Source organism: Capnocytophaga sp. oral taxon 336 str. F0502 (assembly GCF_000411575.1).
Lineage (GTDB): Bacteria > Bacteroidota > Bacteroidia > Flavobacteriales > Flavobacteriaceae > Capnocytophaga > Capnocytophaga ochracea.
The window spans coordinates 5,001-30,381 of the sequence record NZ_KE150488.1; the positions used below are offsets into that span (position 1 = coordinate 5,001).

23 protein-coding genes and 1 rRNA gene (1 of these 24 running past the window's edge) are annotated in these 25,381 nt (G+C 41.7%); 13 read left to right on the top strand and 11 right to left on the bottom strand.

What is annotated here, in order from left to right:
• The 11 genes from HMPREF1528_RS00025 to HMPREF1528_RS00075 form a co-directional block, all read right to left on the bottom strand.
• Positions 1–225, bottom strand: a 16S ribosomal RNA gene (locus HMPREF1528_RS00025) (it extends 1,293 nt beyond the left edge of the window).
• A 442-nt stretch (positions 226–667) separates the two neighbouring features.
• Positions 668–2,272 carry an L-lactate permease gene (locus tag HMPREF1528_RS00030; RefSeq protein WP_016478107.1) on the bottom strand — a complete coding sequence of 535 codons (1,605 nt, stop codon included), beginning with the start codon at positions 2,270–2,272 and terminating at the stop codon, positions 668–670.
• Between the two features lie 162 nt (positions 2,273–2,434).
• Positions 2,435–4,276 carry a DUF5689 domain-containing protein gene (locus HMPREF1528_RS00035; RefSeq protein WP_016478108.1) on the bottom strand — a complete coding sequence of 614 codons (1,842 nt, stop codon included), beginning with the start codon at positions 4,274–4,276 and terminating at the stop codon, positions 2,435–2,437.
• Between the two features lie 58 nt (positions 4,277–4,334).
• Positions 4,335–5,024 (bottom strand): hypothetical protein, encoded by a 690-nt coding sequence (locus HMPREF1528_RS00040; protein WP_016478109.1) that lies wholly within the window; start codon positions 5,022–5,024, stop codon positions 4,335–4,337.
• A 111-nt stretch (positions 5,025–5,135) separates the two neighbouring features.
• On the bottom strand, positions 5,136–7,847 hold the full coding sequence (locus HMPREF1528_RS00045; protein ID WP_034567714.1) for a TonB-dependent receptor: 2,712 nt from the start codon (positions 7,845–7,847) through the stop codon (positions 5,136–5,138).
• Positions 7,848–8,045: 198 nt separating this feature from the next.
• Complete coding sequence (gene tilS, locus HMPREF1528_RS00050) at positions 8,046–9,341, bottom strand: tRNA lysidine(34) synthetase TilS (RefSeq protein ID WP_016478111.1); 1,296 nt, start codon at positions 9,339–9,341, stop codon at positions 8,046–8,048.
• Between the two features lie 40 nt (positions 9,342–9,381).
• Positions 9,382–10,236 carry an aminotransferase class IV gene (locus HMPREF1528_RS00055; RefSeq protein ID WP_016478112.1) on the bottom strand — a complete coding sequence of 285 codons (855 nt, stop codon included), beginning with the start codon at positions 10,234–10,236 and terminating at the stop codon, positions 9,382–9,384.
• A gap of 2 nt (positions 10,237–10,238) precedes the next feature.
• Positions 10,239–10,625, bottom strand: a complete 387-nt coding sequence (locus HMPREF1528_RS00060) for an START-like domain-containing protein (protein ID WP_002673936.1) — start codon at positions 10,623–10,625, stop codon at positions 10,239–10,241.
• 66 nt (positions 10,626–10,691) lie between these two features.
• Complete coding sequence (locus HMPREF1528_RS00065) at positions 10,692–11,276, bottom strand: Crp/Fnr family transcriptional regulator (RefSeq protein ID WP_002673935.1); 585 nt, start codon at positions 11,274–11,276, stop codon at positions 10,692–10,694.
• A gap of 13 nt (positions 11,277–11,289) precedes the next feature.
• On the bottom strand, positions 11,290–11,673 hold the full coding sequence (locus tag HMPREF1528_RS00070; protein WP_002673934.1) for a TraR/DksA family transcriptional regulator: 384 nt from the start codon (positions 11,671–11,673) through the stop codon (positions 11,290–11,292).
• Positions 11,674–11,766: 93 nt separating this feature from the next.
• The gene (locus tag HMPREF1528_RS00075) at positions 11,767–12,594 is read right to left on the bottom strand and encodes a glycoside hydrolase family 16 protein (RefSeq protein WP_016478113.1); all 828 of its coding nucleotides are present in this window, start codon (positions 12,592–12,594) and stop codon (positions 11,767–11,769) included.
• Between the two features lie 570 nt (positions 12,595–13,164).
• On the opposite strand from HMPREF1528_RS00075, the gene HMPREF1528_RS12805 reads away from it, so the two are divergent.
• The 13 genes from HMPREF1528_RS12805 (at position 13,165) to HMPREF1528_RS00130 (ending at position 25,377) form a co-directional block, all read left to right on the top strand.
• Positions 13,165–13,320, top strand: coding sequence for a phosphinothricin acetyltransferase (locus HMPREF1528_RS12805; RefSeq protein WP_232211453.1), 156 nt, complete (start codon positions 13,165–13,167; stop codon positions 13,318–13,320).
• 135 nt (positions 13,321–13,455) lie between these two features.
• Positions 13,456–14,460 (top strand): BtrH N-terminal domain-containing protein, encoded by a 1,005-nt coding sequence (locus HMPREF1528_RS00080; protein ID WP_034567715.1) that lies wholly within the window; start codon positions 13,456–13,458, stop codon positions 14,458–14,460.
• A gap of 61 nt (positions 14,461–14,521) precedes the next feature.
• Entirely contained in the window at positions 14,522–14,962 is a 441-nt protein-coding gene (locus HMPREF1528_RS00085; RefSeq protein WP_016478115.1) for a hypothetical protein, read from the top strand.
• A gap of 80 nt (positions 14,963–15,042) precedes the next feature.
• A complete protein-coding gene (locus HMPREF1528_RS00090) occupies positions 15,043–17,517 on the top strand; it encodes a DUF4982 domain-containing protein (RefSeq protein WP_016478116.1) in 2,475 nt (824 codons plus the stop codon).
• Between the two features lie 152 nt (positions 17,518–17,669).
• Positions 17,670–18,047, top strand: a complete 378-nt coding sequence (locus HMPREF1528_RS12810) for a hypothetical protein (RefSeq protein ID WP_016478117.1) — start codon at positions 17,670–17,672, stop codon at positions 18,045–18,047.
• Positions 18,048–18,075: 28 nt separating this feature from the next.
• Entirely contained in the window at positions 18,076–18,318 is a 243-nt protein-coding gene (locus HMPREF1528_RS12815; protein ID WP_016478118.1) for a GNAT family N-acetyltransferase, read from the top strand.
• A gap of 85 nt (positions 18,319–18,403) precedes the next feature.
• Complete coding sequence (gene ileS, locus HMPREF1528_RS00100; RefSeq protein WP_016478119.1) at positions 18,404–21,811, top strand: isoleucine--tRNA ligase; 3,408 nt, start codon at positions 18,404–18,406, stop codon at positions 21,809–21,811.
• Positions 21,812–22,343: 532 nt separating this feature from the next.
• Entirely contained in the window at positions 22,344–22,787 is a 444-nt protein-coding gene (locus HMPREF1528_RS00105) for a 6-pyruvoyl trahydropterin synthase family protein (protein ID WP_009410945.1), read from the top strand.
• 161 nt (positions 22,788–22,948) lie between these two features.
• Positions 22,949–23,458: a hypothetical protein gene (locus HMPREF1528_RS00110; protein ID WP_016478120.1), complete on the top strand. Its 510-nt coding sequence runs from the start codon at positions 22,949–22,951 to the stop codon at positions 23,456–23,458.
• 2 nt (positions 23,459–23,460) lie between these two features.
• Complete coding sequence (locus HMPREF1528_RS00115; RefSeq protein WP_016478121.1) at positions 23,461–23,685, top strand: Fic/DOC family N-terminal domain-containing protein; 225 nt, start codon at positions 23,461–23,463, stop codon at positions 23,683–23,685.
• A gap of 42 nt (positions 23,686–23,727) precedes the next feature.
• The gene (locus HMPREF1528_RS00120; RefSeq protein ID WP_016478122.1) at positions 23,728–24,504 is read left to right on the top strand and encodes a UDP-2,3-diacylglucosamine diphosphatase; all 777 of its coding nucleotides are present in this window, start codon (positions 23,728–23,730) and stop codon (positions 24,502–24,504) included.
• 40 nt (positions 24,505–24,544) lie between these two features.
• Positions 24,545–24,835, top strand: coding sequence for a DUF721 domain-containing protein (locus tag HMPREF1528_RS00125; RefSeq protein ID WP_016478123.1), 291 nt, complete (start codon positions 24,545–24,547; stop codon positions 24,833–24,835).
• A complete protein-coding gene (locus HMPREF1528_RS00130) occupies positions 24,835–25,377 on the top strand; it encodes a GNAT family N-acetyltransferase (RefSeq protein WP_016478124.1) in 543 nt (180 codons plus the stop codon). Before HMPREF1528_RS00125 ends, HMPREF1528_RS00130 begins: the two co-directional genes overlap by 1 nt.
• Positions 25,378–25,381: the final 4 nt, after the last annotated feature.

Below are 25,381 nucleotides of genomic sequence, written 5' to 3' on the forward strand. Positions count from 1 at the left end.
CATCTTTCACCACCGTAGCTTTAATATAAAAACGATGCCGTCCCTATATACTATGGGGTATTAATCCAAATTTCTTCGGGCTATCCCCCAGTGAAAGGCAGATTGTATACGCGTTACGCACCCGTACGCCGGTCTCAGTTACCCGAAAGTAACTTCCCCCTCGACTTGCATGTGTTAGGCCTGCCGCTAGCGTTCATCCTGAGCCAGGATCAAACTCTTCATCGTTAAATTCTTTTATATCTTCTAACCGATCTTCAAGTTATTGACTTCAGGTTTCACTCAATCCTTTAAATCTTCTTTGTGCTGTACAACATTATGTCAAGGTACGTGTTGTTTCTTCTACTCCAGAGGCACTACTCTCCTCTTTTGCGGGTGCAAAGGTACACCTTTTATCTTTACCTCCAAAATTTTTATACATTTTTTTTGAAGAAAATTTTTAGTTACTTGATAATGAGATGTGTATTTTTATATTAGTCTCTAAAAAATTATTAAAAAACTCTAAAAATATCCGAGAGACAAGTCGCACGGATAAGAAAAAACGATAAATATGAGCTACAAGAAACTCATCTATGGAGTAGTAGCGCGATAGGCTAGTAAAAATATACATTTAAAAAAAATTAAGAACAAAAAAGCTTTGTTATAAATTATAGCAATATCCCTTTACCTATCAGAATATTAGCGGAATAACAAGATATGCTACCAGCGCAGCTATCACTCCATATACCATCATAGGTACAATGGTAATTTTCATTATTTTCCCTTCGGCTTTATCAATGCCTAATACTGAACATACCGCAATAATATTGTTGATACACACCATATTACCCATCGCTCCGCCTACTGATTGCAAGGCGAGTATCAGAGGCACCGAAAGTCCTGTGGTATTAGCAACCGAGTATTGCACGGCTCCAAAAGTAAGATTCGATACGGTGTTAGAGCCTGAAAAGAAAGACCCTACCGCTCCTAGATACGATGAGAAAATCGTCCAGTGACTGCCTGTGGCTTGTGCCAATCCACGACCGATAATTTGCACCATAGAGTTTTCTCCTCCCATCAGCATTACATTTACCATAATAAGCGCACCTACCAAAGCCAAGAAAGGCTTCTGTATCTGCACAAAACTAGCCGAAAAAAGTTCTTTGGTTTGCTTCCATTTCAGCGAGAATAACGGAATGGAAATGAGTACTGTAACGACAAACGGAATAAGTGCGGGCACGTAGAGCAGTTTATAACTCTCGTTTTCGCCCGTAGCAAAAATATTATTCAGTGAAAAAATGAGTCCTTTAGTAACCTCAAAATCGCCCAGATAACCCAATTTTATAGTAAACCACTCAGTTGTATCATTCAAAAGTGCTTTTAGTGGGAGTTGTTTAATGCGGGTAAGTGCTAAAATGATAATGAGTGAAGCCGTAGGAAAAAGGGCTTTGATGAGTTCTGAAGATTTTACCTTCTCGTGATGCACTTCACGGTTATCTGTTTTAGATAATCCTATTCCTTTGCTTGCGACGCCCACCGAGATAAAGAGTCCAATAGATCCTCCTACCAAAGCGGGAAACTCGTAGTTAAACCAAGCAATAACCACGTAAGGCACCGTACACGAGAGAATACTAATGAGTATAAAAACTATATTCTTGCGTATCTGTTGCCACGATACAATCACTTTGAGTGCCATCACAGGAATTACAAAAGCAGCAAACAGATGCACAATAGCCGTAATCCTACCTATATCGGAAAGCTCAGTGTCAGAAATAGCACCATTACCGATAAGCGTACCAAAACCAAACCACGTAGGGGTACCTACCGCCCCAAACGATACGGGTACCGAGTTCATAATAAGTGTGAGAATGGCAACTTGCAACGGCTTGAAGCCTAATCCTACCAATAAAGGTGCTGCGATAGCCGCAGGCGTACCAAAACCACTGGCTCCTTCAATCATAAAGGCAAAAGCCCAGCCTATAATCATCAGCTGTGCCACAGGATTCGGACTGATGTTGCCTAACCAACGGCGCAACACATTCATTGCCCCTGTCATCTCCATCATTCGGTTGAAGAGCACCGCCCCAAATATCACCGTAATAGGCGTAGCTACCGATATAATAGCCTTAATAAAGTTAGCATTTACGGCTACAAAAGAGCCTTCAAAATAAGTTAGGTGCAACACATACACCAATCCTGCAATAAGTGGGAGTGCTATATACGAGGGAAGTGCGTTCTTTTTAACCATCAAATAGATGAGTAGCACTATCGGAAGTACGCTAAGAAATAAAGCCATAGGTTTCTTTTTTGTTTTCTTTTGAGGGCAAAGATAGTACTTTTTATTTAATATGCAAATATTACGAAAGAAATATGTTTTCGAGCGAAATAGCAAAGACAAAAAAAGAGTGAGCCTTTTTGGAGGCTCACTCTTTTTGAATAAATCCAAAAAACTTCTTTTCTACTGGAAGTCTAAATCCGATTCTTTATCATATCTAATCCGTTTAGTAATTGTTGTAACGCCATCCTTGGTGGAAGAAGATTCAACGAAAGTGCCTGTAACAATAAGTTTGGCACCTGCTGTTTTCAGTTTGGTTTTAGTTTCTTTGGATAACGCTTTAAATACAGTACTAGTAGCATACACTTGTACTTCTGTTTTATCTTTGAATACAAAGAAAGTACTACTTTTGCCTTTTATTGTAATGATACCTTCTAATTTCACTTTTTTGTCTTTGTATTTATTAAAATCAGCAACAGTAGCGGTAGCTGCATTTAGCTCAGGAAGCTGTACTACTGGGGTATCACCAAATACAATATCACCTTCCACAGCATAAACCAATTGATGTACGGTATTTCCATTTACACTATAATCTTCAAATTTTCCTTTAATTGAAGTGAGCTTTTGTCCGTCAGTACCCAATTTAGTCTGAGCGTCTTTACTAAAAGATTTGAGATTAGGAGAGTACAACTGTATTTTATTACCATCCGAGAAAACAACGTAAGATTTTCCACCTTCAACTTTTAGAGTGGCATTCTTTAACTTTACGTGCTTACCCACTTGGTAATCGCTGGCAAGAGTAGCGGTTGTAGCGTCTACATCCACATAGGTGATAGGAGCAGGCGCTTTTATAAATTCTATATCGCTTTCTTTGCTATACAGTATTTCTTTTACAATAGTACCATTTTTAAGGGCATAATCAGTAAAGACTCCTGTAACGTTTATTTCATAACCTTCTGTTGCCAATTTTTCTTTAGCTGCATCTGAAATAGTTACGCCTTTAGCTGAAAACACTTGTATTTCGGTACCATCTTTGAAAACGATGTAGGTTTTTCCGCTTTTTACTACTGTCGTACCGTGCAGCTTTACGGTTTTGCCTACTATATAATCAGCTACAGTAGCATTGCTCGCTTCTAAGGTCTCAACAGTCGTAGAGGTTTGTGTACCAGTTTGTGTACTGGTAGAAGTACCTCCTTTTACTACCAAATCAGCATAATTGCTTATCATAAATTGGTAGTCTTTGTTGAATTTGGTAAGCACTCCTGTTACTTCCACTTCACCAGCAGGCACTTTCTCGTCTTTAAACTTAGCATAACTGCTAGTTCTGAAGATAATGGTCTTCCCATTAGCATCGGTAAGCTTGTAATTAGTAGCGCCTCCAAGGGCATTGCTCTTGTCATAAAGTGTTTTACCTACGGCATCAGTAGGGAAATGTACTCCTTTAAGGGTAATGAGCTGGTCTACGTGTGCTTCGGTAGATACTTCTTGTATAGAGTTACTCACTTTGGCTAATTTGGCAACTGTCTTGCGCTCACCTGTGTCAAACAAGTGTTTTTTATAAATCGCCTCAGCCATTGCGGCTACACCCTTTCTTCCGCTTTTGGCAGTATAAGTACCGTGACCTACCTCTATAGCACTGTTGTTAAGCTGAGTAGCAAGGCCTTTCAAGCGCAATTGTACTTTAGCTCCTACGGGAAACTCGGTATAAAGACCACTTTTGTCAATCGCTACTGAAAGTCCTTGATTCTTATCAGCGTTCTGTATATAAATTTTCTTGTAGAAGTTACCTCCCTCATCGCTAGATATTACATACCCCTCAATAGCTTCATCAGCAGTATAGGTAGCCACTGAGGCTGTTACTTTCGTGAGTACGTTAGCAAAACTTACTACTTGACCGCTATAGTCAGGCAGTGGCTTTTTCCCGTTAGGATCGGGAATGTCATAATCGTCGTCTTTTACACACGATGTAATAGCGAATGCCGTAAGTAGGGCTATCGCCACTGGTTTTAATACGTTTAGTTTCATATAGCTATAAGTTTACAGTTATGAGTTATCAGTGGTTTTGTTTTTTTTTAAGGTTTGCTTATTCGCAATGCCCTATAGTCCATTTCTTATTTTTCAAAGTTTGCATTGTTTGTTTCTCTTTTTCGTTGTTGGTAATTCTCGGGTTCATATAAACAGTGCCCCCGCCATTTTCGTGCATAGTACTCACAATTTTCTTTAGTTTTTCGCCCGAAAATGTAAGATTAAAGCGTAATTCTTTCAGCTTTTTATTAGTGGTAAGATCTAAGCTTTCAAGAGGCAAAGCCGATACTTTCAAATAAACAAGCTCAGTGTTATTGTGCAAGTTTACTTCTTTTATTTTATTATGACTCATATTCAATCTCTCCAATACGGTATTGCGAGTTACATCTAACGAAGTCACTTCATTATCATTACAATAGAAAGTCGTTACCTTACCGTAAACTCTCACAGTATCGCCCTGTAGCCTATACTTTGCTGTAGTAGCACTTAGGCGAACATCAGTACCACTGTCGTACACACCATTGTTGTTTAAGTCTACCCACACATCTTTTTTATCCGCTTCTTTGGCGTTTATTGTCAGCGTTATTTCGCTCCCCGCCTTTTTATCAGTGGTAAAAATCATATAGGGTGTCCCTTTAGGATTGTTGGGGTCAGGGTTCGAATTGTTGTCTTTAGAGCAACCTACTAATACAGTAGTTGCTACAAGGAGCGCCAAAGCCCCTCTTCTGAAAATAGATTTTTTATTCATTATATTTATTAATGTTCAAATGAACAACGTTTTGTTTTGTTCTTACTCTATAATTGCCCACTAAGTAGGCAAGGCTACTTTTAAAACTTTACCTTTTTATCTTTTACCTTTTCAAAGACTCACCGCTAAGTTCACCATATAAGTACGTCCGTAACCCACAAAGTAACGATTGCCAAACGAAGGTACGCCTTGTGCGTTGTCCTGTACCATCTTGCCATAATTGGCAGTACGCGATTGCTCAAAACCTCCTGAAAGGAATTGAGTGTCAAACAAGTTATTCACGCTCACCATTAGGCTTACATAGGTTTTATTGAGTCTCCACGACTTACCACCCACAAGATTTACTAAGAATACATCGTCTAAACATTCTTGTTTGAGAAGCTTCCGAGCTAAGTCAGTATCAATATTAGTAAAAGGCGCTTTCGTGGTCGGGTCTATAAAGAACTGCGAAGTGCGGTTCAAAGCCGATAACGATACGTAGTTTTGTGCCAAGAAATTAGCCGTTGCTCCTACCCACCAATACTTAGGGTGGCGATATTCCAAACCTAATGAATAGGCTTGTTGCGGACCGCTGGGCACGTGGTAATTCTTCATCGTTACCTCATCAATAGCCTTGTTCATCTCTCCAGATGAAATGTAAAGCGACGGATTATTGATGTAAGTATATTGTCCTACCGAAGCTACTGCCGTAAGTTTAAGAGTAGGTATAAGTTGTGCTTCCGCTCCAAACTCCAACCCAAAATGGCGTTTCTTGATGCCTTCTACCGTTTGAGCCACAAAGTCTCTGTCTATTTCATCAGTAAGAGCTGTTTCAGTATAGAAGAAGTTTGTTTCCGCAGTATTCTCTATCTCGGTAAAGAACCCTGTAAGGCGTCCTTTTAGGTAAGGCATACGCAAAATATAACTCGCATCGGCAGTGTAAGCCAATTCATTCTTGATATTAGGCAACAAGCGATTAGAATTGCGCACATTTGCATAGATATTGCGCACTGATTGTGGTGTATTAAAATACCCCACGTTCGCTTGTAACAAATGGCGACCGGTAAGTGCGTAGGTAAGTCCAGCTTTGGTACTCATTCCGTTTTGCACTTGCATAGCACCCTTTCCGTAAGAATCAGCATAGAGAGGATAGTTGAACTTACCTTCGCGTTGGATATCAGTATAATGGCAACGTCCTGCTACAAATAACTCGACGTTTTTAAACGTAAATTCAAACTGCGAGAAAACTTCGGCTACATTGCTTTTAAGCGCATAAAAGTAATTCCACTTGTCGCCTTGCTTTTTCTTCATATCTGTTTCATCGGCATTGTAAGGTTTCCCTTCAAAGTAATCGTAGTTCATAAAGTAATCACCGCCAAGCAAATCGTCTACTTCAGCAAAGTTATCGGAAGAAACATTGCGGTACACTACACCCGATGTCCATTTGATGTTTTCGTGAATAGGCGTAGAAAAGTTCACATTGGCTGAGAACGTGCGTTCGCGATTGATATCATTGCTCACAATAAAAGCACTGCGCTTATCGGTAGTGTTGTAGTTCGCCCGATAAAGCTCTTCCCAGTCCAGTTGCGAATGCGTTAAGAAATAGTCTTTCTGTAAGGCTGCCATCGTTTCGTCAGAAGGATTTTGGTTTAAGTAATAACTTGGCAGAAGTTTATAGTAATTAGGCTCAGGATTTTGAGCATTCGAATAACTAATACGCGTATTACCTATTTCACCAAACTGATAGCCCAAGTCCACGTTCAGGCGCGTGTCGTTTTTCAAATAGTTATAAGAGAAAACGAAGATAGGCTCTGAAACGATACGGTTACGCGAATTGCGCTTGTCGTCATTTTGTTTACCCCAAAAAGGATTGTATTGGTAGCCCATCAAATCGAGTACCTCACGAGTCAGTGGCGAGGTCTTACCGCGCTTCACCGGCGAAAACATTCCTATAAGGTTAAAGCTACTATGGTTATTAAGCTGATATTCTATTCCTGCTGCAAAAGCATAAGCGTTGTAGAGCGTACCGTCTACCCAACTACCCTGAGGAGCAAACCTACGTGAAGCCGAAACCATATACGCCAATCCGTTGCGCTGTACACCCGAGTTGTAAGTAGCCATCAGTCTACCAGTATAACTGCGGTTGCTGGCTGAAGTCGTTACGCGAAGTCCTGCACGGTTAAGCGACGGACGTATATTGATGTAGTTAGACCCCATCAATCCACCAAAAGTATAGTCGGATTTTACCAATCCGTTGCTCATTTCTTGGTTGCGCGTAATGTCGTTAAGCCCTCCCCAATTCGCCCATTGGGCACGACCGTTTTCAAGTCGATTCATCGGGATACCGTTAATGAGCACCGTTACGTCTTTGGAGTCATAACCACGAGGTTTGAAGAACACCGAACTGAAATCGAAAGCCGCCCTACGCATAAACACGTCTTGTGAACTTTGCAAAAGTCCCGACATTGCATCAGCACCACTTTCGTCGTCTTCTAGTTCGCTTTCAGTAATCACTGCCAATTGCTCAGCTTCCTGCTGATAGTCGCCCGAGAGGGAAACCGTAGGCACGGTGTAAGGATGAGTGTCTCCTAATGAAATGAGTTGCTCAGCACTGCTATAACCACTAAGGGAGAAGAGTAGCAAGTGTTCCCCTTCTGGCAATTGAAGCGTATACTTACCTTTACTATTGGTAACTGCTTCGCGCGGAGAAGTGCTCACACGCACTTTTACCCCTTGCAAAGGCTTGCTGCTTAGTTCATCTATCACTGTTCCTTCCACTTTCACTTGCGAAAACGCCGAAACCGATACGAACAATAGCACATAGAGATATAATTTCCTTAACATAATACTATGAGGTTGATTTCTTTGAAATATATGCCAAAGGTACAACAAAAAAATGAAATAGCAAAATAAACGAAATAAAATTATTTTATATGAGGTCAAATAGAGTATTATAGCTGTCATAGCTTTATATTTTCTTTAAGAAAACCCCCACCCATTTTACCTCTTACCTTCATCTTTCCGTCACCATTTTCTAATTTACTAATTCTCTAATTTGCTAATTTTTACTGCTCTTTTGGTATCTTTGGTAATTTTAAAACGGTCGTCTAAACGCTTGCCTACCACCCACACAATATCCTCACCACTACATAAAAGCACTTGCTCTTCGCGCTCTATTTGGGTGTATTTCTCATCGGTAAAGAACTTGCTGAGCTTCTTCTCGCTGTTCATTCCAAAAGGATAAAACACATCGCCTTCTTTCTTATAGCGCAACATAAGTGGGTATTGCAATTTGTCGGCATCTACATATATTTCAGTAGGGATTGGATTTTTCACTTTCACCTTGCCCTCTATAAATTCAAAACGAAGATGAACGGGGTCGTATACCTCAGCCATATCTTCCGAAATCAGCAAACTTAAACTGCGTTTTGCTTCATTGGGCTTTAACCAAAGACAAGTGTTGTCTTTTATGAGGATATGGGTAGGCGAAAGTACTTGTTTACCCGCTTCGGCATTCAGCAATAGGTTTTTGAGGTCTTTTACATTGCCGAATCCATAAGGGTAGAAGAGTTTATGTAAAACAAAGTCCAATTCAGGAACAGCTTGTAGTTTTTCTATGTCTATTTGTATAGGATTATGTCCTTCAAAACAAGTTTCTTTGAGTTTTCCTATATAAAAGTCTATAAATCGCGCTGATTGGTGTAAGTATTCCTGCGTTTGATTAAAATTCTCTAAGTAATTAGGGTGTACTAATGCTAATTTCGGTATTATATCGTGCCGAATTACATTGCGCACGTATTTATTTGTTTCATTACTGCTGTCTTCACGCCATTTAAGGCGTTTTGCTTGCGCATATTCGTATATCTGCTGACGAGAGAATTGTAATAACGGACGTATGATAGTATCTTTTTCTTCTGGAATGCCTAAGAGCCCCTCTAAACCACTACCTCTGGAAAGGTTAATAAAGAAGGTTTCGAGGTTATCATTAGCGTGATGAGCCGTAGCGATAGCATCGCAGAAATGGGTGCTTGTCAGTTCATCGAACCACTGATAGCGCAATTCGCGAGCAGCCAACTGAGTATTCAACTGATGAGAACTCGCATATTGATGTGTATCAAAACGCTTTACTTCTAAAGGAACGCCAAGTTCCGCAGCAAAAGTGCGTACAAAAGCCTCATCGTCGTCACTTTCTGTTCCGCGCAATTGAAAGTTGCAGTGTGCTAAAAGCAGTTCTATACCGTGAGTGTACAGTAAATGTGTGAGTACTACGCTATCGATACCGCCACTAATGGCAACCAATATTTTTTTCTCTTTAAGTTTTTTAATCTCAACATTCATAATTTATTCACCTCTTTTTAATTGCCCGTGTGGCTCACACTTATACCACTCCAAATCGGGCACTAGTATTCAGTTTGCCGATGAGGCTTTTGGCAGTAGTACAAGGATATGCTTTTTTGCGATACTGACTGATGGGCTGAATCCCTACAAGACTATTGGTAAAGAACAGCTCGTCGGCTTTTTGAAGTTCAAAAGGTGAAATAGAGGTCTCTATCACCTCGTAGTCTTCGGTTTTATTAAGGGTTTTGATAAGCATCTTGCGGGTAATACCATTCAGTGCTCCATCGGTTAGTGGGGGCGTTTTTAAGGTATTGCCTTGCACTACAAACAGGTTGCCGTTCAGCATTCCTGCAATACTCTTGTTGCTGTTCAGCAAGATGCAATTCTGATAGTCGTTTTCTTCGGCAAAGATACTGCCTAACACGTTCACCGTGCGATTAATATGCTTTACATTTGCTAAGAGGTCGGGTTGTACAAAAAAGTCTTTAAAGAGTTCTACCTCGTAAGGTTCTTCGTTGAGTACATAGAAAGGATTGTTCATCACTTCGGTTTCTATGATATAATCTACCTCATTGGTAATGGGTGTATACTTACCCCCATCTTTACGGAAAACAGTAATACGCACTCGTACTGGATTATTTTCGAGGCTATTGGCTTTAATAAGTGTAAGGATTTCCTCTTCGAGATACTCCATAGAGAATACCATAGGGATATCCATACGCAAGATACGCATACCTGCCATTAGGCGCAGGTAGTGTTCTTCCCAAAAGATTAGTTTTTGGTAGCTGTATTTGCAAGTATCGAACACGCCATCGCCGTAGAGGAAAGCACGGTTTTTAATAGTTAAGACGGTATCGCTATCGGTAATGAGGTTACCGTTATAATTGAGTTTCATATTTAGCTTGCTCCTATTTTAGCTTTAAGGTCGTTTATTTGGAGCTCCCAAAGCTGTTTAGCTTCTTCTATTTCATTAGGGAGAGCAAAATCAGTAATGATAAGGGAGACTTCTTGAGTCATATCATTCACATTGATTTTGATTTCGAAATAAGTAGAAGCGTCGTTATCGTCTTCCCAATGGAAACGAATATGGTCGTCCAACTTTTTGCGCAATATCTGAGCTGCTTCTTCTACCCCATTCCATACAAAAGTGTAGATTTCTTCATTAGCGCGCACATCGTCAGCGTACCACGAAGCGAGACCTGCTGGGGTAGAGATGTATTGATAGAGCAATTGCGGAGAGGCGTTTACGGTAACTTCTAATTGATATTTTTCTTTTGTTTGCATAGGCAAATAGGGTATTATTACACTGTTTGATGGGCGCAATATACAACTATTTTTTGAAACAGCAAATTATTTTACCCCTTTATCACCTGTGCGAGTTGCTCCACGAATAACGCTGAGGGTTTGTTGAGTAATACCTAATAGAGAAGCTATGTGTCCTAAGGGGGCACGCAGAAGTATTTGAGGATAAGTGTGCAAGAGAAGGTCATACCGCTCTTGGGCAGTTTGGAATTTTATAGTATGTAGACGCTCTGTAAGCGATTTGATGGCTGATACCAATAGGAATCGCATTAGGCGTTCGAGTTCTTGGTGTTCGTTTATTACGCGTTCTACTTCGGGGAAAGAAGCTACCCATACTACACTGTCTTCCAGCGTTTCTAAAGAGAAGAGTGAAGGCTGGGAGAAATAGATATTTTCTACGGGAAAATAAAACATTTGTTCCAAAAGGAAGGTGTGGGTAATGTCTTTATCTTCTTTGTTATAAAACAGGCGCAGGAGTCCCTTTTCAACATAAAACAACTGTTTGGAATGTGAGCCTTCTTTGAGCAACAAGTGGTACTTTTTGTACTCTTGTTGCTCAAATAGGCTATTGATAAAAGCAAGTGTCTCGGTGTTGATTTGAGTTTCTTGGTGTAAGTACTCGGTGAGCGTCATTTTTGGGGTATGGCTATTGCATATTTTTAGCCTCGATGCTGAGAGTAGCGTGAGGTACTGCCATAAGGCGACGTTTATCGATGAGTTTACCTGTTACACGACAGATGCCATAGGTTTTGTTTTCGATACGGATAAGTGCATTCTTGAGATCGCGTATGAACTTTTCTTGACGAATAGCCAATGCGGTATTTTCCTCTTTGCTGGTTACCTTAGAGCCTTCTTCAAAGGCTTTGAAAGTGGGAGATGTATCGTCGGTACCATTAGTGGCACTGTTCATATATGAACTCTTGATAAGCTCTAAATCGGTTTGTGCTTTTTTGATTTTTTCTTCTATAAGTGCTTTAAATTCTTCTAATTCCTTATCGGAATAGCGCACTCTGATATTTCCTTCTTCCATAAAAATTATAGTATTTATTAAAATTGGGGCGTAAAATTACTATTATTTTCAGAACTACCAAAATAAAAATGTTATTTTTTTTATTTGGGATTATTATTTCTGATAAAAACGCACCCAATCTACGTACATTCTTACCGGTTTGGTAAAAGGTTTTACTTCGCCTACCCAGCTACCGCCTAATTGCATATCGATGCGCAACATATAGGGGCGAGCAAAGGGAAATTGCCCTTCATTTTCTTTCCCGGGCACACGTGCATAACTAAAAGTTTGTTTGCCGTTTACATAAAAGCGCAATTCATCGGTGTCGAGCTCTACGGCATAGATGTTATAATCATCGGGGTTGATAGGAGCTGTAGCGGTGCTTTTAGGGGTGCGCTTGGTAGGGTCTTTTTTGCCCGCTTGGGTGTAAGTGGAGTGTACCGTATGGTGTACAAAAGGCTCGTAATTGAGTCGCTCGACGATGTCTATCTCACCGCCCGTAGGCCAAGGAGCATCGGGTACCATCCAGATAGCAGGCCAAGCTCCTTGAGTGGCTTCGAGCTTACAACGGATTTCTAAGCGTCCTTTTTCGAAGTATTTTTTGTCCTTGGTAGAAACACCCCCAGTGATATATTTAGACTTGTCTTTGGCGGGGTTGGTACTGGGCTTGCCTAAGAGGATAAGATTGCCATTCTTTATCTCGAACAAACTAGGGTCTTGACTCATTGTTTTGCACCAATCAGCTTTATCGCAACGCCATATTTTTGACCATATTTTGGTGGCAAAGATATCGTCGCGATTAAAATCGTCTTCCCAAACTAATTTCCACCCTCCTTTTTTTAAATAATCGTTATTTTCTTTTGTTGAAGGGTCTTCCTTTTCTTGCTGAGAGCAGGCTATGCTAATGCTCATCAAACATAAAATAATAAATATGTTTTTCATATTGATATTGTTTTAATTAAATATAAATATAAGGGCAAAGGTACAAAATAATTTTTTATTAGCAAAAAGAAGATGCGAGGCACACGGACAGGGAAATGAGAAAATGAGAAAATTAGAGAATGAGGAAATGAGGTGCGAGCCGCACGGGCAGGGAAATGAGAAAATGAATAGTGATAAAAATCATTTTTTGACAGGTCAGACTTGTCGGACAAATTGGATAGGTTAGAGAGAGCGAAAGAAAACGGAGGGATTCGGAAGGGGTGATTTAGGAGAGAGATAAAAAATGAGCTGTAAGATGGGTGGGGTTAGCTTATAGAGAGCTTATAGGAAGCTTATACGAATCTTGGACGATTGGTATAGAAAGGGTGTATAAGTGGTTGGTTCATAATATGATACAACAGTGCTAAAAATGTTAAAAACGGGGTTTCGAGGCGAAAGAAAGAGGAAAAGGTGATAGGCCTTAGGCCATAGGCAATAGGAGATAACATACCCCTATTCACATACTCCGCTCTCGCGGACTTCCGTTCAAAGGGGGAATGTAGCGACGGAAAAGGGGAAATGTGACGAGTTATTTATTCAGTAAGCCCCCGAACCCCCGAAGGGGGACAAGCTGGAAAAGGTGACAAACCTCACCCCTGTCACATACTCCACTCTCACAGTGCACATACCCAGCTATCGCTGGCTACCTCAAAGAGGGGGAATGTGGGGACGGGAAAACGACTATGAGGTTGTAAATCAGAGACAATCATTCCTCAAAACCTTGATTCACACTGATAATTTTCTTACATTTGTGCGCTTTCGCAAATTGCGAAATTTGCTCATTTGCTAATTATGCCCTACCTTTGCGCTTTATTACTCAATATGACAATAGATTTTGAACATAAACAGTCGGCGCACTGTGAAAATGGAGTAGCTTCTAATTTGTTGCACTTCAATGGAGTGGAACTGAGTGAACCGATGGTCTTTGGGATTGGGTCGGGACTGTTGTTCTTCTACTTTCCTTGGATAAGAGTGAACGAAGCACCTGCCATTAGTTACCGCACAATGCCGGGACACATTTTCAGTAAAGTAGCCAAACGTTTAGGATTTAAGGTGAAACGCCAAAAATTCTCTTCTGCTGAAAAGGCGCAACAAGCCCTCGATGACAATCTTGCCAAGGGTATCCCTACGGGCTTGCAAGTGGGGGTGTTCAACCTACCTTATTTCCCCGATGAGTACCGCTTTCATTTCAACGCGCATAACTTAGTGGTTTATGGCAAAGAAGACGGCAAGTACCTTATTAGCGACCCCGTGATTCCTTATACTACGACCCTTACGCCTGAGGAACTCAGCAAAGTGCGTTTTGCCAATGGGGTATTGGCACCCAAAGGACACCTCTACTACCCTACCCATTTACCCAAAGAGCTTCAGTTGGAAAAGGCAATATGGAAGGGTATCAAGCAGACGTGCAATACGATGCTCGCTCCTGTGCCCATAGTAGGTGTAGCAGGAATTAAGAAACTCAGCAAGGATATACTGAAATGGCACCGCAAGAAAGGTGCGAAGACTACTAATCACTACCTCGCTCAGCTGATACGTATGCAGGAAGAGATAGGCACTGGAGGGGCAGGTTTTAGGTTTATCTACGGTGCTTTCTTGCAAGAAGCAGGCAAACTCCTGAAAAACGATGCCTTATTAGAGCTCTCCAAAGAAATTACCGATATAGGCGATGCGTGGCGCGATTTTGCGGTAGCCATAGCCCGCGTATACAAAAACCGTAGCACCCAAGCTGATGTGTATAATGCTCTCTCACAGCAGTTGTACGCTATAGCCGAGAGAGAGGAAGCGTTTTTTAAGAAGCTTCGGAAAGTAAAAGGTAAAAGATAAACTTGCCAATACCAAAATAAATCCTTATATTTGCAGAATTAATGATTAAAAACATTATAAAATGAAAAAACTAATTAACGTAACATTTGCATTATTACTACTATGCTCAGCAGTTACCTTAGTTTCTTGTGGAAAAGACGATGATAAAGGGAGTGGTAAAGAGTTCCCAGAAGGCACTAGAGAAGTTACCCAAAATGGAATTAATGCTAAAATAGCTCAAGAGCGATGGGGAGGAAATGGAGGTAACACAGTGCTGTATGTAAACTTGTTATTGACAAAGTCTGACGCCAACTCAAAACCAACAGGAAAAGTTTATATGCAAGCGAGAACTAGCGATGGACAGGTTTTGCAGCCTTGGAGCAATGGCATTCAAGGACAAGGTGCAGAATTTGGAAGTCGTTGGATTGGAAATAATCATTACCTTGAATTTTCATTTTCCCTCCTCAACGGGAAACAAATGAAAGCAAACTCTGTAACCATTTCAAAAATTGAAGTGAACTAAAATAAGCGAGGAGTGAAAAGATAAACCAAAGCTATAAGAAGCTTCCAGAACTCCGATTAAAAAACTACTGATTTATAAGAATGAACAAAATCAACCTTTTACTTTTGTTAGGCATTGTTGCTACAAGCTGGGCGCAACAACAGCAGACCCTCGAAAAAGGGTGGAAATTTACCCGTGAGGACAAACCAGCGTTCTCGCAAACTAACTACAACGATGCCAAATGGCAACGCGTAACCGTGCCTCACGATTGGGCTATCTATGGTCCTTTTGATATGGAAAACGATATCCAGCGCACGGCTATCAAGCAAGACGGGCAAAAAGCGGCTATTGAACACACGGGGCGTACTGGCGGACTGCCTTTTGTAGGCGTAGGTTGGTACCGCACGCAGTTCAACGTGCCTGAACTTACGTCCGATAAGCAAGTGTTTGTACAGTTTGACGGGGCGATGAGTAACCCCGAAGTATTTGTAAACGGACAAAAAGCCGGTGAATGGCACAACGGTTACAACACTTTCTTCTTGGATATCACTCCTTACGTAAAAGCCAATAACAACACTTTGGCAGTACGACTCAACAACCTTACCCAGATGTCGCGTTGGTATCCAGGGGCAGGCTTGTACCGCAATGTGCATATTATCACTAAAAACAAGACGCATATCCCTATTTGGGGCGTACAAATTACCACCCCCGAAATAACAAACAACTTCGCCAAAGTAGTAGTAAATACCGAGTTTGTAGCTGATAAGAAGACTTCAGTTGCGGCAGAAACTGTTATTTTCAATAATCAAGGTGAAAAAGTAGCGTATGCTAATACCAAAGCGACTCCTTACACTACCGATAAAATTTCAGCAGAACTGTATATTGATAATCCTCGTTTGTGGGACATCGGCAAGCCGTACCTCTATAAAGCGGTTACCAAGCTCTATGAAGGTGATACTGTAAAAGATGAGGTAACCACTACTTTTGGGGTTCGCTCTATCGAACTCAAGCCTAATGATGGTCTGTACCTCAACGGACGTAAAATCAAAATACAAGGGGTGTGTATGCACCACGATTTAGGTCCGCTGGGCGGGGCAGTAAATGAGAGTGCTATACGCCGACAAATACGCATTATGCAGGATATGGGTGTGAATGCTATCCGCACTTCACACAATATGCCCGCGCCTGAATATGTGCGCGCTGCCGATGAAATGGGTATGCTACTCGCCGTAGAGAGTTTCGACGAATGGGCTATCCCCAAAGTGGATAATGGTTATCACCTATACTTCAAAGAATGGGTTGAAAAAGACCTTACGAACCTTGTAAAACACTACCGCAACAACCCTAGCGTGCTGATGTGGTTCATCGGGAATGAGGTGGAAGAACAGAGCGTAGAAAGTGGCTCGCAAGTAGCGCGCTATTTGCAAGATATCATCAAAAAATACGATAGTACCCGCCCCGTGAGCAATGGTATGGATAGACCCCACGATGTGCTTAAAAACAATATGGCAGCAACGATGCAGTTAATGGGGTTCAATTACCGTCCGTTTAAGTACAAAGAGTCTTACCGCAAGTTGCCACAACAGCTTATTTTGGGTAGTGAAACCGCTTCAACGGTGAGTTCGCGTGGGGTGTATAAGTTCCCCGTAGAGCGCAAATCAATGGCTAAATACCCCGATATGCAATCGTCGTCTTATGACGTAGAACACTGCGGTTGGTCAAACTTGCCCGAAGACGACTGGATACATCAAGAGGATTTGCCTTATACCATAGGAGAGTTCATCTGGACAGGTTTCGACTATCTCGGCGAACCTACTCCTTACTATGTAGAATGGCCATCCCATAGTTCCTATTTTGGAGCAGTAGATTTGGCTGGGCTACCCAAAGACCGCTTCTATCTCTACCGCTCGCATTGGAATAAGGAAGCCGAAACCTTGCATATCCTTCCTCATTGGAATTGGGAAGGGCGCGAGGGTGAAGTAACTCCTATCTTTGTTTATACTAATTATCCTTCTGCCGAATTGTTTATCAATGGCAAAAGTCAAGGGAAACGCAGTAAAGACCTTTCGGTGAAATTAGAAGAGAAAGAACAAGAGGGTAATCCGTCAGACCTCAACCGCCAAAAGCGTTACCGCCTAATGTGGATGGATACTAAGTACGAACCTGGTACTGTGAAAGTAGTAGCTTACGATACCAATGGTAAGGCAGTAGCCGAAAAAGAAATACGTACCGCTGGCAAGCCTTATGCTTTGCGCCTTAGCACTGAGTACAAAACAGTGCTCATCCCTAATAGTAAAGACCTCGCTTTCATCACCGTAGAAGCGGTAGATAAGGACGGTAATTTATGCCCAACAGTGAATGACCTTGTGCAGTTCAGCGTTAAAGGTGCTGGCTTTTATAAAGCAGCTGCCAATGGCGATGCTACTTGCACCGACCCATTTCACTTGCCTAAAATGCACCTCTTCAATGGGAAATTAGTGATGATGGTACACGCAGGTGAAAAAGCAGGCGAAATTAGTATTGAGGCAAAAAGTAAAACGCTAAAAGGAAAGATTTCAGTAGAAGTTAGAAAATAGAACATAGAAATTAGATGCTGTTATTTTTATATGCTTTGCCAAAGGCTCTTGTCCTTTGGCAAAGTTTTTTATAGTAGAGGTAAAGCCAAGAACAATTGGTGCTTTAACAAAAATATTGTATCTTTGTACTTTCATCTACAAATCGTCCACTTATGAACTACCGTCTTGCCTCTCCCGCCGATGCCCGTAAAGTAGCTACTGTGCTCACCGATGCTTTTGCTAATTACAATATGTATCGCGCAGTGCTCAACTCTTTTTTTACTACCGATAGCAAGTATATAGACTATCTGAACAAATTGCATTATGTACAAGTGATGAGTAATATCCGTAAGGGTTATTGCTTGATAGCCGAAGAAAACGACGAAATTATAGCCGTCGCAGTAATGCAATCGTTGCGATACACTCGTATTACCCTTTGGGACTACCTGCGCTCAGGAGCTTTCGCGCTTTGGCGTTATGCCAAACCTACTCAATACTTTTTTACCCTTCTTAGACAAGAGCAGCGAGCACGCCAAAAAACAAACTTCTGAAAACAGATGGTATTTAGAGAGTTTTGTAGTGAGTCCCGCGTGGCAAGGCAAACACATAGGAGGTAAGTTTTTAGACGAAGCCGCTTTGCCTTTAGTAGCGCGTGAAGGAGGTAGCCAACTCAGTTTGGTTACCAATACCGAAACAAATGTGTCTTTCTACCAAAAACACGGTTTTGAGCAAATCCACCAAACCAAAATAGGGGGCGTAGATGTTTGGACGATGTTGGTGAAAGTGAAGAGTCGCTATAAAGCACCTGACAACCCTGATTAGAAGAGTAACTTGGTACTTTGAAACTTTTTTTCTACTTTTGCACCAACATTAACCATTCACCATTCATCATTAATTATTGTTTTATATGAAATTCAACGAGTACAAACTCTTAGACCTTACTAAGATAGCAGAAGAAATATTGGCTTTCTGGAAAGCCGCTAACATCTTTGAGCAGAGTATCGCCTCACGTGAGGGCGCTATTCCGTTCGTGTTTTTTGAAGGACCGCCATCCGCTAATGGCGTACCTGGTATTCACCACGTGATGGCGCGCTCTATTAAGGATATTTTCTGCCGTTATAAAACTCAGAAAGGATTTCAAGTAAAACGCAAAGCAGGGTGGGATACCCACGGCTTGCCAGTAGAACTCGGAGTAGAGAAAGAACTCGGCATTACCAAAGAAGATATAGGCAAAAAAATAAGCGTAGAGGACTATAACAAGGCTTGTAAGGAAGCCGTGATGTGCTATACCGACATCTGGAATGACCTTACCGAGAAAATAGGCTACTGGGTGGATATGGACGACCCTTATATCACCTATAAACCTAAGTATATGGAAAGCGTATGGTGGCTTTTGAAACAACTCTACAATAAAGGATTGCTCTACAAAGGCTACACCATTCAGCCGTACTCGCCTAAGGCGGGAACAGGCTTGTCATCGCACGAGCTCAACCAACCTGGGTGCTACCGCGATGTGAGCGATACTACCGTTGTAGCACAGTTCAAAGTGAAAACATTGTCAGCAGCGACAGCCAAAGCATTGGGTAACCCTACAGAACCTATTCATATCCTCGCTTGGACAACCACCCCTTGGACATTGCCTTCAAACACTGCACTTGCCGTGGGCAAAGAGATTGATTATGTACTCGTAAGAACCTACAATCAATATACTTTTGAGCCGATTACTATCATTATTGGCAAACCGCTTTTGGCAAAACAATTCGGTAAGAAATTCGTAGAGGGTGATGCTGCTGCCTTAGCGGCTTATACGCCTGAAAGCAAAACTATTCCTTACCAAGTATTAGGAAAATGCAAAGGCGCAGACCTCGTAGGCACTACTTATGAGCAGCTCATTACTTGGTGCGCTCCTGCCGAGAATGCCGACCAAGCTTTCCGCGTGATTGCAGGTGACTTTGTTACCACCGATGACGGTACAGGTATCGTGCATATTGCGCCTACCTTTGGTGCGGACGACGCCCGCGTAGCTAAAGAATACGGTGTGCCCCCAATGCTTGTGAAAGATGCGCACGGCAATTTGATTCCGTTAATAGATTTACAAGGAAAATTTATCACAGGGCACAATATTCCTGAGGCTTTTGCCGGTAAATATATCAAAAATGAGTATTACGATGCAGGACAAGCGCCTGAAAAATCGTGGGATGTGAGTCTGGCAATTCTCCTCAAAGAAGAAAATAAGGCTTTCAAAGTAGAAAAATACGTACACAGCTATCCACACTGCTGGCGTACTGATAAACCGGTGTTGTACTACCCGCTCGACTCGTGGTTTATAAAGGTTACTGACTTCAAAGACCGTATGTTTGAGCTCAATGAAACCATCAACTGGAAACCTAAGGCTACCGGTGAAGGGCGTTTTGGCAACTGGCTCAAAAATGCTAACGACTGGAACCTTTCGCGTTCGCGCTATTGGGGGATCCCGTTACCTATTTGGCGTACAGCCGATAAACAAGAGGAAATCTGCATCGGTTCGGTAGAAGAACTAAAAGCCGAAATACAAAAAGCTATCGCAGCAGGAGTGATGACAGCCGACCCTTATAAAGATTTTGTAGTGGGCGACAACTCCGAAAGCAATTACGACAAGGTAGATTTACACAAAAATATCGTAGATAACATAGTGCTCGTATCGCCATCAGGCAAGCCAATGCACCGTGAAACCGACCTTATCGACGTATGGTTCGACTCAGGGTCTATGCCGTATGCACAATGGCACTATCCTTTTGAAAACAAGGACTATATAGAAAACCATACCGCTTATCCATCCGACTTTATTGCGGAGGGGGTAGACCAGACACGCGGTTGGTTCTATACACTTCACGCAATAGCTACTTCGGTATTCAACAACGTGGCGTACAAAAACGTAGTGTCTAACGGTTTGGTACTCGACAAGAACGGACAAAAGATGTCGAAACGCTTGGGCAATGCGGTAGATCCATTCACTACCATAGGCGAGTATGGTGCCGATGCCACTCGCTGGTATATGATTTCTAACGCGAACCCTTGGGATAACCTCAAATTCGATTTGGAAGGGGTAGCCGAAGTGCGCCGTAAATTCTTCGGTACGCTCTACAACACCTATTCATTCTTTGCGCTCTATGCCAATACCGACAGCTTTACTTATGCAGAAGCCGATATACCACTGGCTGAACGCCCAGAAATAGACCGCTGGATACTTTCGGAACTCAACACTCTCATCAAAGAAGTAGATGTGCTCTACGCTGATTATGAGCCTACCCGCGCTACGCGTGCTATTTCAGATTTTGTACAAGAAAACCTCAGTAACTGGTACGTACGCTTGTCACGTCGCCGTTTTTGGAAAGGAGAATACGAAACTGACAAGATAGCAGCTTACCAAACACTTTATACCTGTCTGGTAACCATCGCCAAACTGATGGCGCCTGTAGCGCCTTTCTATGCTGATAGATTGTACAAAGACTTGGTGAGCGTTACCGGCAAAGAAAACAAAGAGAGTGTACACCTCACCGATTTCCCCGCAGCTGACGAAAGCTACATCGATAAATCGTTGGAAAGCAAGATGCAGAAAGCGCAGACTATCTCGTCCTTAGTACTATCGTTGCGCAAGAAAGAAAGCATCAAGGTGCGTCAGCCATTGCAAAAGATAATGATACCGATAGCCAACGCTACTGAGCGTGCAGAAATAGAAGCCGTAGCAAACCTTATCAAGCACGAGGTGAATGTGAAGGAAATAGAACTCTTGGAAGATGCCTCAGGTATATTGGTAAAACAAATCAAACCGAACTTCAAGACCTTAGGACCTAAATTCGGTAAGGATATGAAAGCTATTGCCACAGCGGTACAAGAATTTGGTCAGCAGGAAATAGCACAGTTTGAAAAAGCACAAACGTACAGCTTGCAACTGCCCGACAAAACGGTTACTTTGAGTTTGGACGACGTAGAAATCAGCACCCAAGATATAGAAGGCTGGTTGGTAGCTACCGCTGGCAGTCTGTTGGTAGCTTTAGATATTCACATCACCCCCGAACTGCGTCAAGAAGGTATCGCTCGTGAGTTGGTGAACCGCATTCAGAATATCCGCAAGGACAACGATTACGACATCACCGACCGTATACAAATACGTCTCCAAGCGCACCCTGCCCTAAAAGAAGCAGTTACTGCTAACGAATCCTATATCAAGAACGAAACTCTTACCGATAGTATCAGTTTTGTAGATAGTCTGCCAGAGGGTGAAGAAATAACCTTCGACGAAGTAACAACAAGAATAGTAGTTGTTAAGTCGTAGGACAACAAGCTGTTAAACACTTTGCCAATATCTCTAGATTTTGACAAAGTGATAAGAAAAGCGCGATGTTTAAAATAATAAACATCGCGCTTTTTCATTGACTAATTCTCCAATTTCTCTTCTCTTTTCTTTCGATTTATTACCCTCAAAACTACCTTTTTTACTTAACTCTTAACCCTTCATTCTTAACTACTTATACACCCTTTCTATACCAATCGTCCAAGATTCGTATAAGCTTCCTATAAGCTCTCTATAAGCTAACCCCACCCTCCTTACACCCTTTTTCCATCAAAAGTCCTCCCTCCTATCTTCCGAACTTCTCCGTTTTCTTCCGAATTCTCAGCCATGTCACTTTTAGGGGTACACACTTTGGCAAAGTTTAAAACTTTGCCAAAGTTAATTATTAGTATTTCTGGCATTATTAGCATCTACCCCATTTTCTAATTTTCTCATTCTCTCATTTCCAAATTTTCTAATTTCCTAATTATTTCATACCTTTGCACTTTAATTCCTATACCCTAATGTCTAAACTATGATTCGCATTACTAAAAAATTCGATTTTGAAGCAGGACACGCGCTCTACGGCTACGATGGCAAATGCAAAAACCTGCACGGACACAGCTATAAGCTCTACGTAACTGTCATAGGCGAACCTATTACCGACCCCCATAACGTGAAAAACGGTATGGTAATAGACTTCGGCGACCTCAAACGCATCGTGCAGGAGCAAATCATCGAAGCATTCGACCACGCTATGGTCTTCAACGAACATTCACCTCACAAGGCATTAGCCGAAGAACTGCGCGCCAAAGGTCATCGCATCATCACCGTGCCCTATCAGCCCACCAGCGAGAACCTCGTAACCGACTTTGCTCGACGCATCGCCTACCAGCTACCCGCCGGGGTCGAGCTCTTTTCAGTACGCCTATGCGAAACAGAAAGCTCCTATGCCGAATGGTTCGCCTCAGATAATTAAGAGAAAAGTAAGGCGTTATACATTTTGCCAAAGTTTTTGCCTGTGCGGCTCGCACCTTTGGATAATTTGATTATATCGACAATCAGTCGCTTTTACGTTCTGTTGTAGGGGCTAACGGCAATTAACCCTTTAAAAAAATTCATAACACAAATATGTAAACTATGGCACTTGTACTAATAATTATATTAAGCATTATCTTTTGGTTTTACAAAACAAACGTCAAGAAACGTTTGCGCAATTCGTTTACTCAAAAGACCTTAAACAGGAATACACCAAACTATATTCGTAAACACTGGCGAGAAAAGCGTATTGATGCTGAACATTGTGATGTGATGAATGAAAATACAACCTTCGATTTACAAGCCGTAGAAGACAATCGTATGAAAAGTGATTTTGAGGAAACAATGCTTCTCACTGAGACAATGTTATTCAGTAAATTGCGATTAGGAGAAGAAAAATTGAAGCTTAGCTATATAAGGTGTTACGATAAAACTACTACTCCTGTAAAAGTATATCAAACTACTGTTGCCGATATAGACGCCAGTGTAGCGCAAGTAAAGCTCAATGTACAAGGCTATATCAATGTGTATTACAACCCTCAAGACCCTAAAGAAGTGTATATTGATACCGAGTTTTTACAAAAAGACCTCACTGAACTGATGAATGTTTGATAATGAAAACAGATTTTACATTACCCTTATTACCACCTCCACCAGAGATTGAGACCCGTGAGATACTCAAACAGCTCACGCTATCACATAGGCATTTAGCTGAACTGAAAAGAGTAGTAAAAACGATACCCAATGAGCAAATTCTCATCAATACCCTTTCCTTAAAAGAGAAAAAGTATAACGTGGAAAAAAAACGCCATTTTTTTCCATATCATATTGCTCATTGATACGAAATGGACTTTTTGTATAAATGATAACTTAAAGAACCAATGTTATCCATAGAATTACCCGAAAATAAAAAGATATACTTCGCCTCCGATAATCATCTCGGAGCACCCACTGTTGCCGAAAGTAAATCCCGCGAAGCAAAGTTCGTGCAATGGCTTGATACTATCAAAGCTGATGCAGGGGCAATATTCCTTTTAGGCGACCTTTTCGACTTTTGGTTTGAGTACAAAATGGTCGTCCCCAAAGGCTTTGTGCGCACTCTTGGCAAGCTCGCTGAACTGCGAGATAGTGGTATCCCTATCTACTTTTTCGTAGGCAACCACGATTTGTGGATGGACGATTATTTCCAAACCGAATTGAACATTCCCGTATACCGTCGCCCGCTGGAAGTGGAATGTAATGGTAAACGCTTCTTGATAGGACACGGCGATGGTTTGGGTCCCGGTGATAAAGGCTACAAGCGGATGAAGAAAGTCTTTACCAATCCGTTTTGTAAGTGGCTCTTCCGCTGGTTACACCCCGATATAGGTGTACGATTGGCGCAATACCTCTCAGTGAAAAACAAGCTCATCTCAGGTGATGAAGATGTGCGTTTCTTGGGTGAAGATAGCGAATGGTTAGTACAGTATTGCAAACGCAAACTTGAGACGCAACATTACGACTATTTCCTTTTTGGTCACCGTCACCTACCAATGACTATCAAAGTAGGGGAGGAAAGCACTTATATCAACACCGGCGACTGGATACACTACTTTACCTATGCCGTTTTCGATGGTGAGGAATTAAAATTATTAGATTTTAAAGACGGAGAGCTATAGAAATATTCATTATTCGCAATTATTTTGTACCTTTGCATTTATGGACGGAAATACAAACACTCTTTCAGAGGTCATTCAGCAAATTGTCAAACAAAATCATTTAACGTACGGACTACAAAAAGCCTCGTTACCAGAACTGTGGAATGAGCTGATGGGCAAAGCAATCGTTAAGTATACCTCCTCAGTAGAGCTAAAAGGTAGTACATTATACGTCCGCCTTACCTCGCCTGCACTCGGTAACGAACTCAGTTATGGCAAGAGTAAGATTATTGATAACCTCAACGAACGTTTAGGGGAACCTCTCATTCAAAAACTGATATTTTTAAACTGATGATACGACCCGCAACCCCTACCGATGCCTCTGCCGTTGCCCCTCTGATGTTTCAGGCAATGGAAGAAATCGTCTATAAGATGATTGGCAAAGAACATAGAGAAGATGCTATTGCACTACTCCAAAACCTCTTTGAGCAGGAAGGCAATCAGTATTCTTATAAAAATGCTTGGGTATACGAAGAAAACAATACTGTAATAGGGTCAGTTATTGCCTATGATGGAGGGCACTTGCACACCTTGCGTGCCCCTGTACTGGCGCTTATTCGCAGTAGCTATGGTATTGATATTGTTTTAGAAGATGAGACCGCCGAAGGTGAACTTTATATAGATACCCTTAGCGTATTGCCTACTGCTCAAGGCAAAGGCATAGGCTCACAATTGGTAGCCCACCTCAAAAAGGTCTCTACTCAGCCCTTAGGCTTACTCGTGGATGTACAAAACCCCGCTGCCGAACGCCTCTACACCCGTTTAGGATTTACGTATGTAAACCACCAAGCCCTCGCTGGCGGAACGTATAAACACCTTGTGTACAATGAATAATTGA

What these genes read in the sequence shown, in the direction of transcription:
- HMPREF1528_RS00030 (WP_016478107.1), bottom strand. Translation starts at nt 2,272, where the DNA reads ATGGCTTTATTTCTTAGCGTACTTCCGATAGTGCTACTCATCTATTTG.
- HMPREF1528_RS00035 (WP_016478108.1), bottom strand. Translation starts at nt 4,276, where the DNA reads ATGAAACTAAACGTATTAAAACCAGTGGCGATAGCCCTACTTACGGCA.
- HMPREF1528_RS00040 (WP_016478109.1), bottom strand. Translation starts at nt 5,024, where the DNA reads ATGAATAAAAAATCTATTTTCAGAAGAGGGGCTTTGGCGCTCCTTGTA.
- HMPREF1528_RS00045 (WP_034567714.1), bottom strand. Translation starts at nt 7,847, where the DNA reads ATGTTAAGGAAATTATATCTCTATGTGCTATTGTTCGTATCGGTTTCG.
- tilS (WP_016478111.1), bottom strand. Translation starts at nt 9,341, where the DNA reads ATGAATGTTGAGATTAAAAAACTTAAAGAGAAAAAAATATTGGTTGCC.
- HMPREF1528_RS00055 (WP_016478112.1), bottom strand. Translation starts at nt 10,236, where the DNA reads ATGAAACTCAATTATAACGGTAACCTCATTACCGATAGCGATACCGTC.
- HMPREF1528_RS00060 (WP_002673936.1), bottom strand. Translation starts at nt 10,625, where the DNA reads ATGCAAACAAAAGAAAAATATCAATTAGAAGTTACCGTAAACGCCTCT.
- HMPREF1528_RS00065 (WP_002673935.1), bottom strand. Translation starts at nt 11,276, where the DNA reads ATGACGCTCACCGAGTACTTACACCAAGAAACTCAAATCAACACCGAG.
- HMPREF1528_RS00070 (WP_002673934.1), bottom strand. Translation starts at nt 11,673, where the DNA reads ATGGAAGAAGGAAATATCAGAGTGCGCTATTCCGATAAGGAATTAGAA.
- HMPREF1528_RS00075 (WP_016478113.1), bottom strand. Translation starts at nt 12,594, where the DNA reads ATGAAAAACATATTTATTATTTTATGTTTGATGAGCATTAGCATAGCC.
- HMPREF1528_RS00080 (WP_034567715.1), top strand. Translation starts at nt 13,456, where the DNA reads ATGACAATAGATTTTGAACATAAACAGTCGGCGCACTGTGAAAATGGA.
- HMPREF1528_RS00085 (WP_016478115.1), top strand. Translation starts at nt 14,522, where the DNA reads ATGAAAAAACTAATTAACGTAACATTTGCATTATTACTACTATGCTCA.
- HMPREF1528_RS00090 (WP_016478116.1), top strand. Translation starts at nt 15,043, where the DNA reads ATGAACAAAATCAACCTTTTACTTTTGTTAGGCATTGTTGCTACAAGC.
- HMPREF1528_RS12810 (WP_016478117.1), top strand. Translation starts at nt 17,670, where the DNA reads ATGAACTACCGTCTTGCCTCTCCCGCCGATGCCCGTAAAGTAGCTACT.
- ileS (WP_016478119.1), top strand. Translation starts at nt 18,404, where the DNA reads ATGAAATTCAACGAGTACAAACTCTTAGACCTTACTAAGATAGCAGAA.
- HMPREF1528_RS00105 (WP_009410945.1), top strand. Translation starts at nt 22,344, where the DNA reads ATGATTCGCATTACTAAAAAATTCGATTTTGAAGCAGGACACGCGCTC.
- HMPREF1528_RS00110 (WP_016478120.1), top strand. Translation starts at nt 22,949, where the DNA reads ATGGCACTTGTACTAATAATTATATTAAGCATTATCTTTTGGTTTTAC.
- HMPREF1528_RS00115 (WP_016478121.1), top strand. Translation starts at nt 23,461, where the DNA reads ATGAAAACAGATTTTACATTACCCTTATTACCACCTCCACCAGAGATT.
- HMPREF1528_RS00120 (WP_016478122.1), top strand. Translation starts at nt 23,728, where the DNA reads ATGTTATCCATAGAATTACCCGAAAATAAAAAGATATACTTCGCCTCC.
- HMPREF1528_RS00125 (WP_016478123.1), top strand. Translation starts at nt 24,545, where the DNA reads ATGGACGGAAATACAAACACTCTTTCAGAGGTCATTCAGCAAATTGTC.
- HMPREF1528_RS00130 (WP_016478124.1), top strand. Translation starts at nt 24,835, where the DNA reads ATGATACGACCCGCAACCCCTACCGATGCCTCTGCCGTTGCCCCTCTG.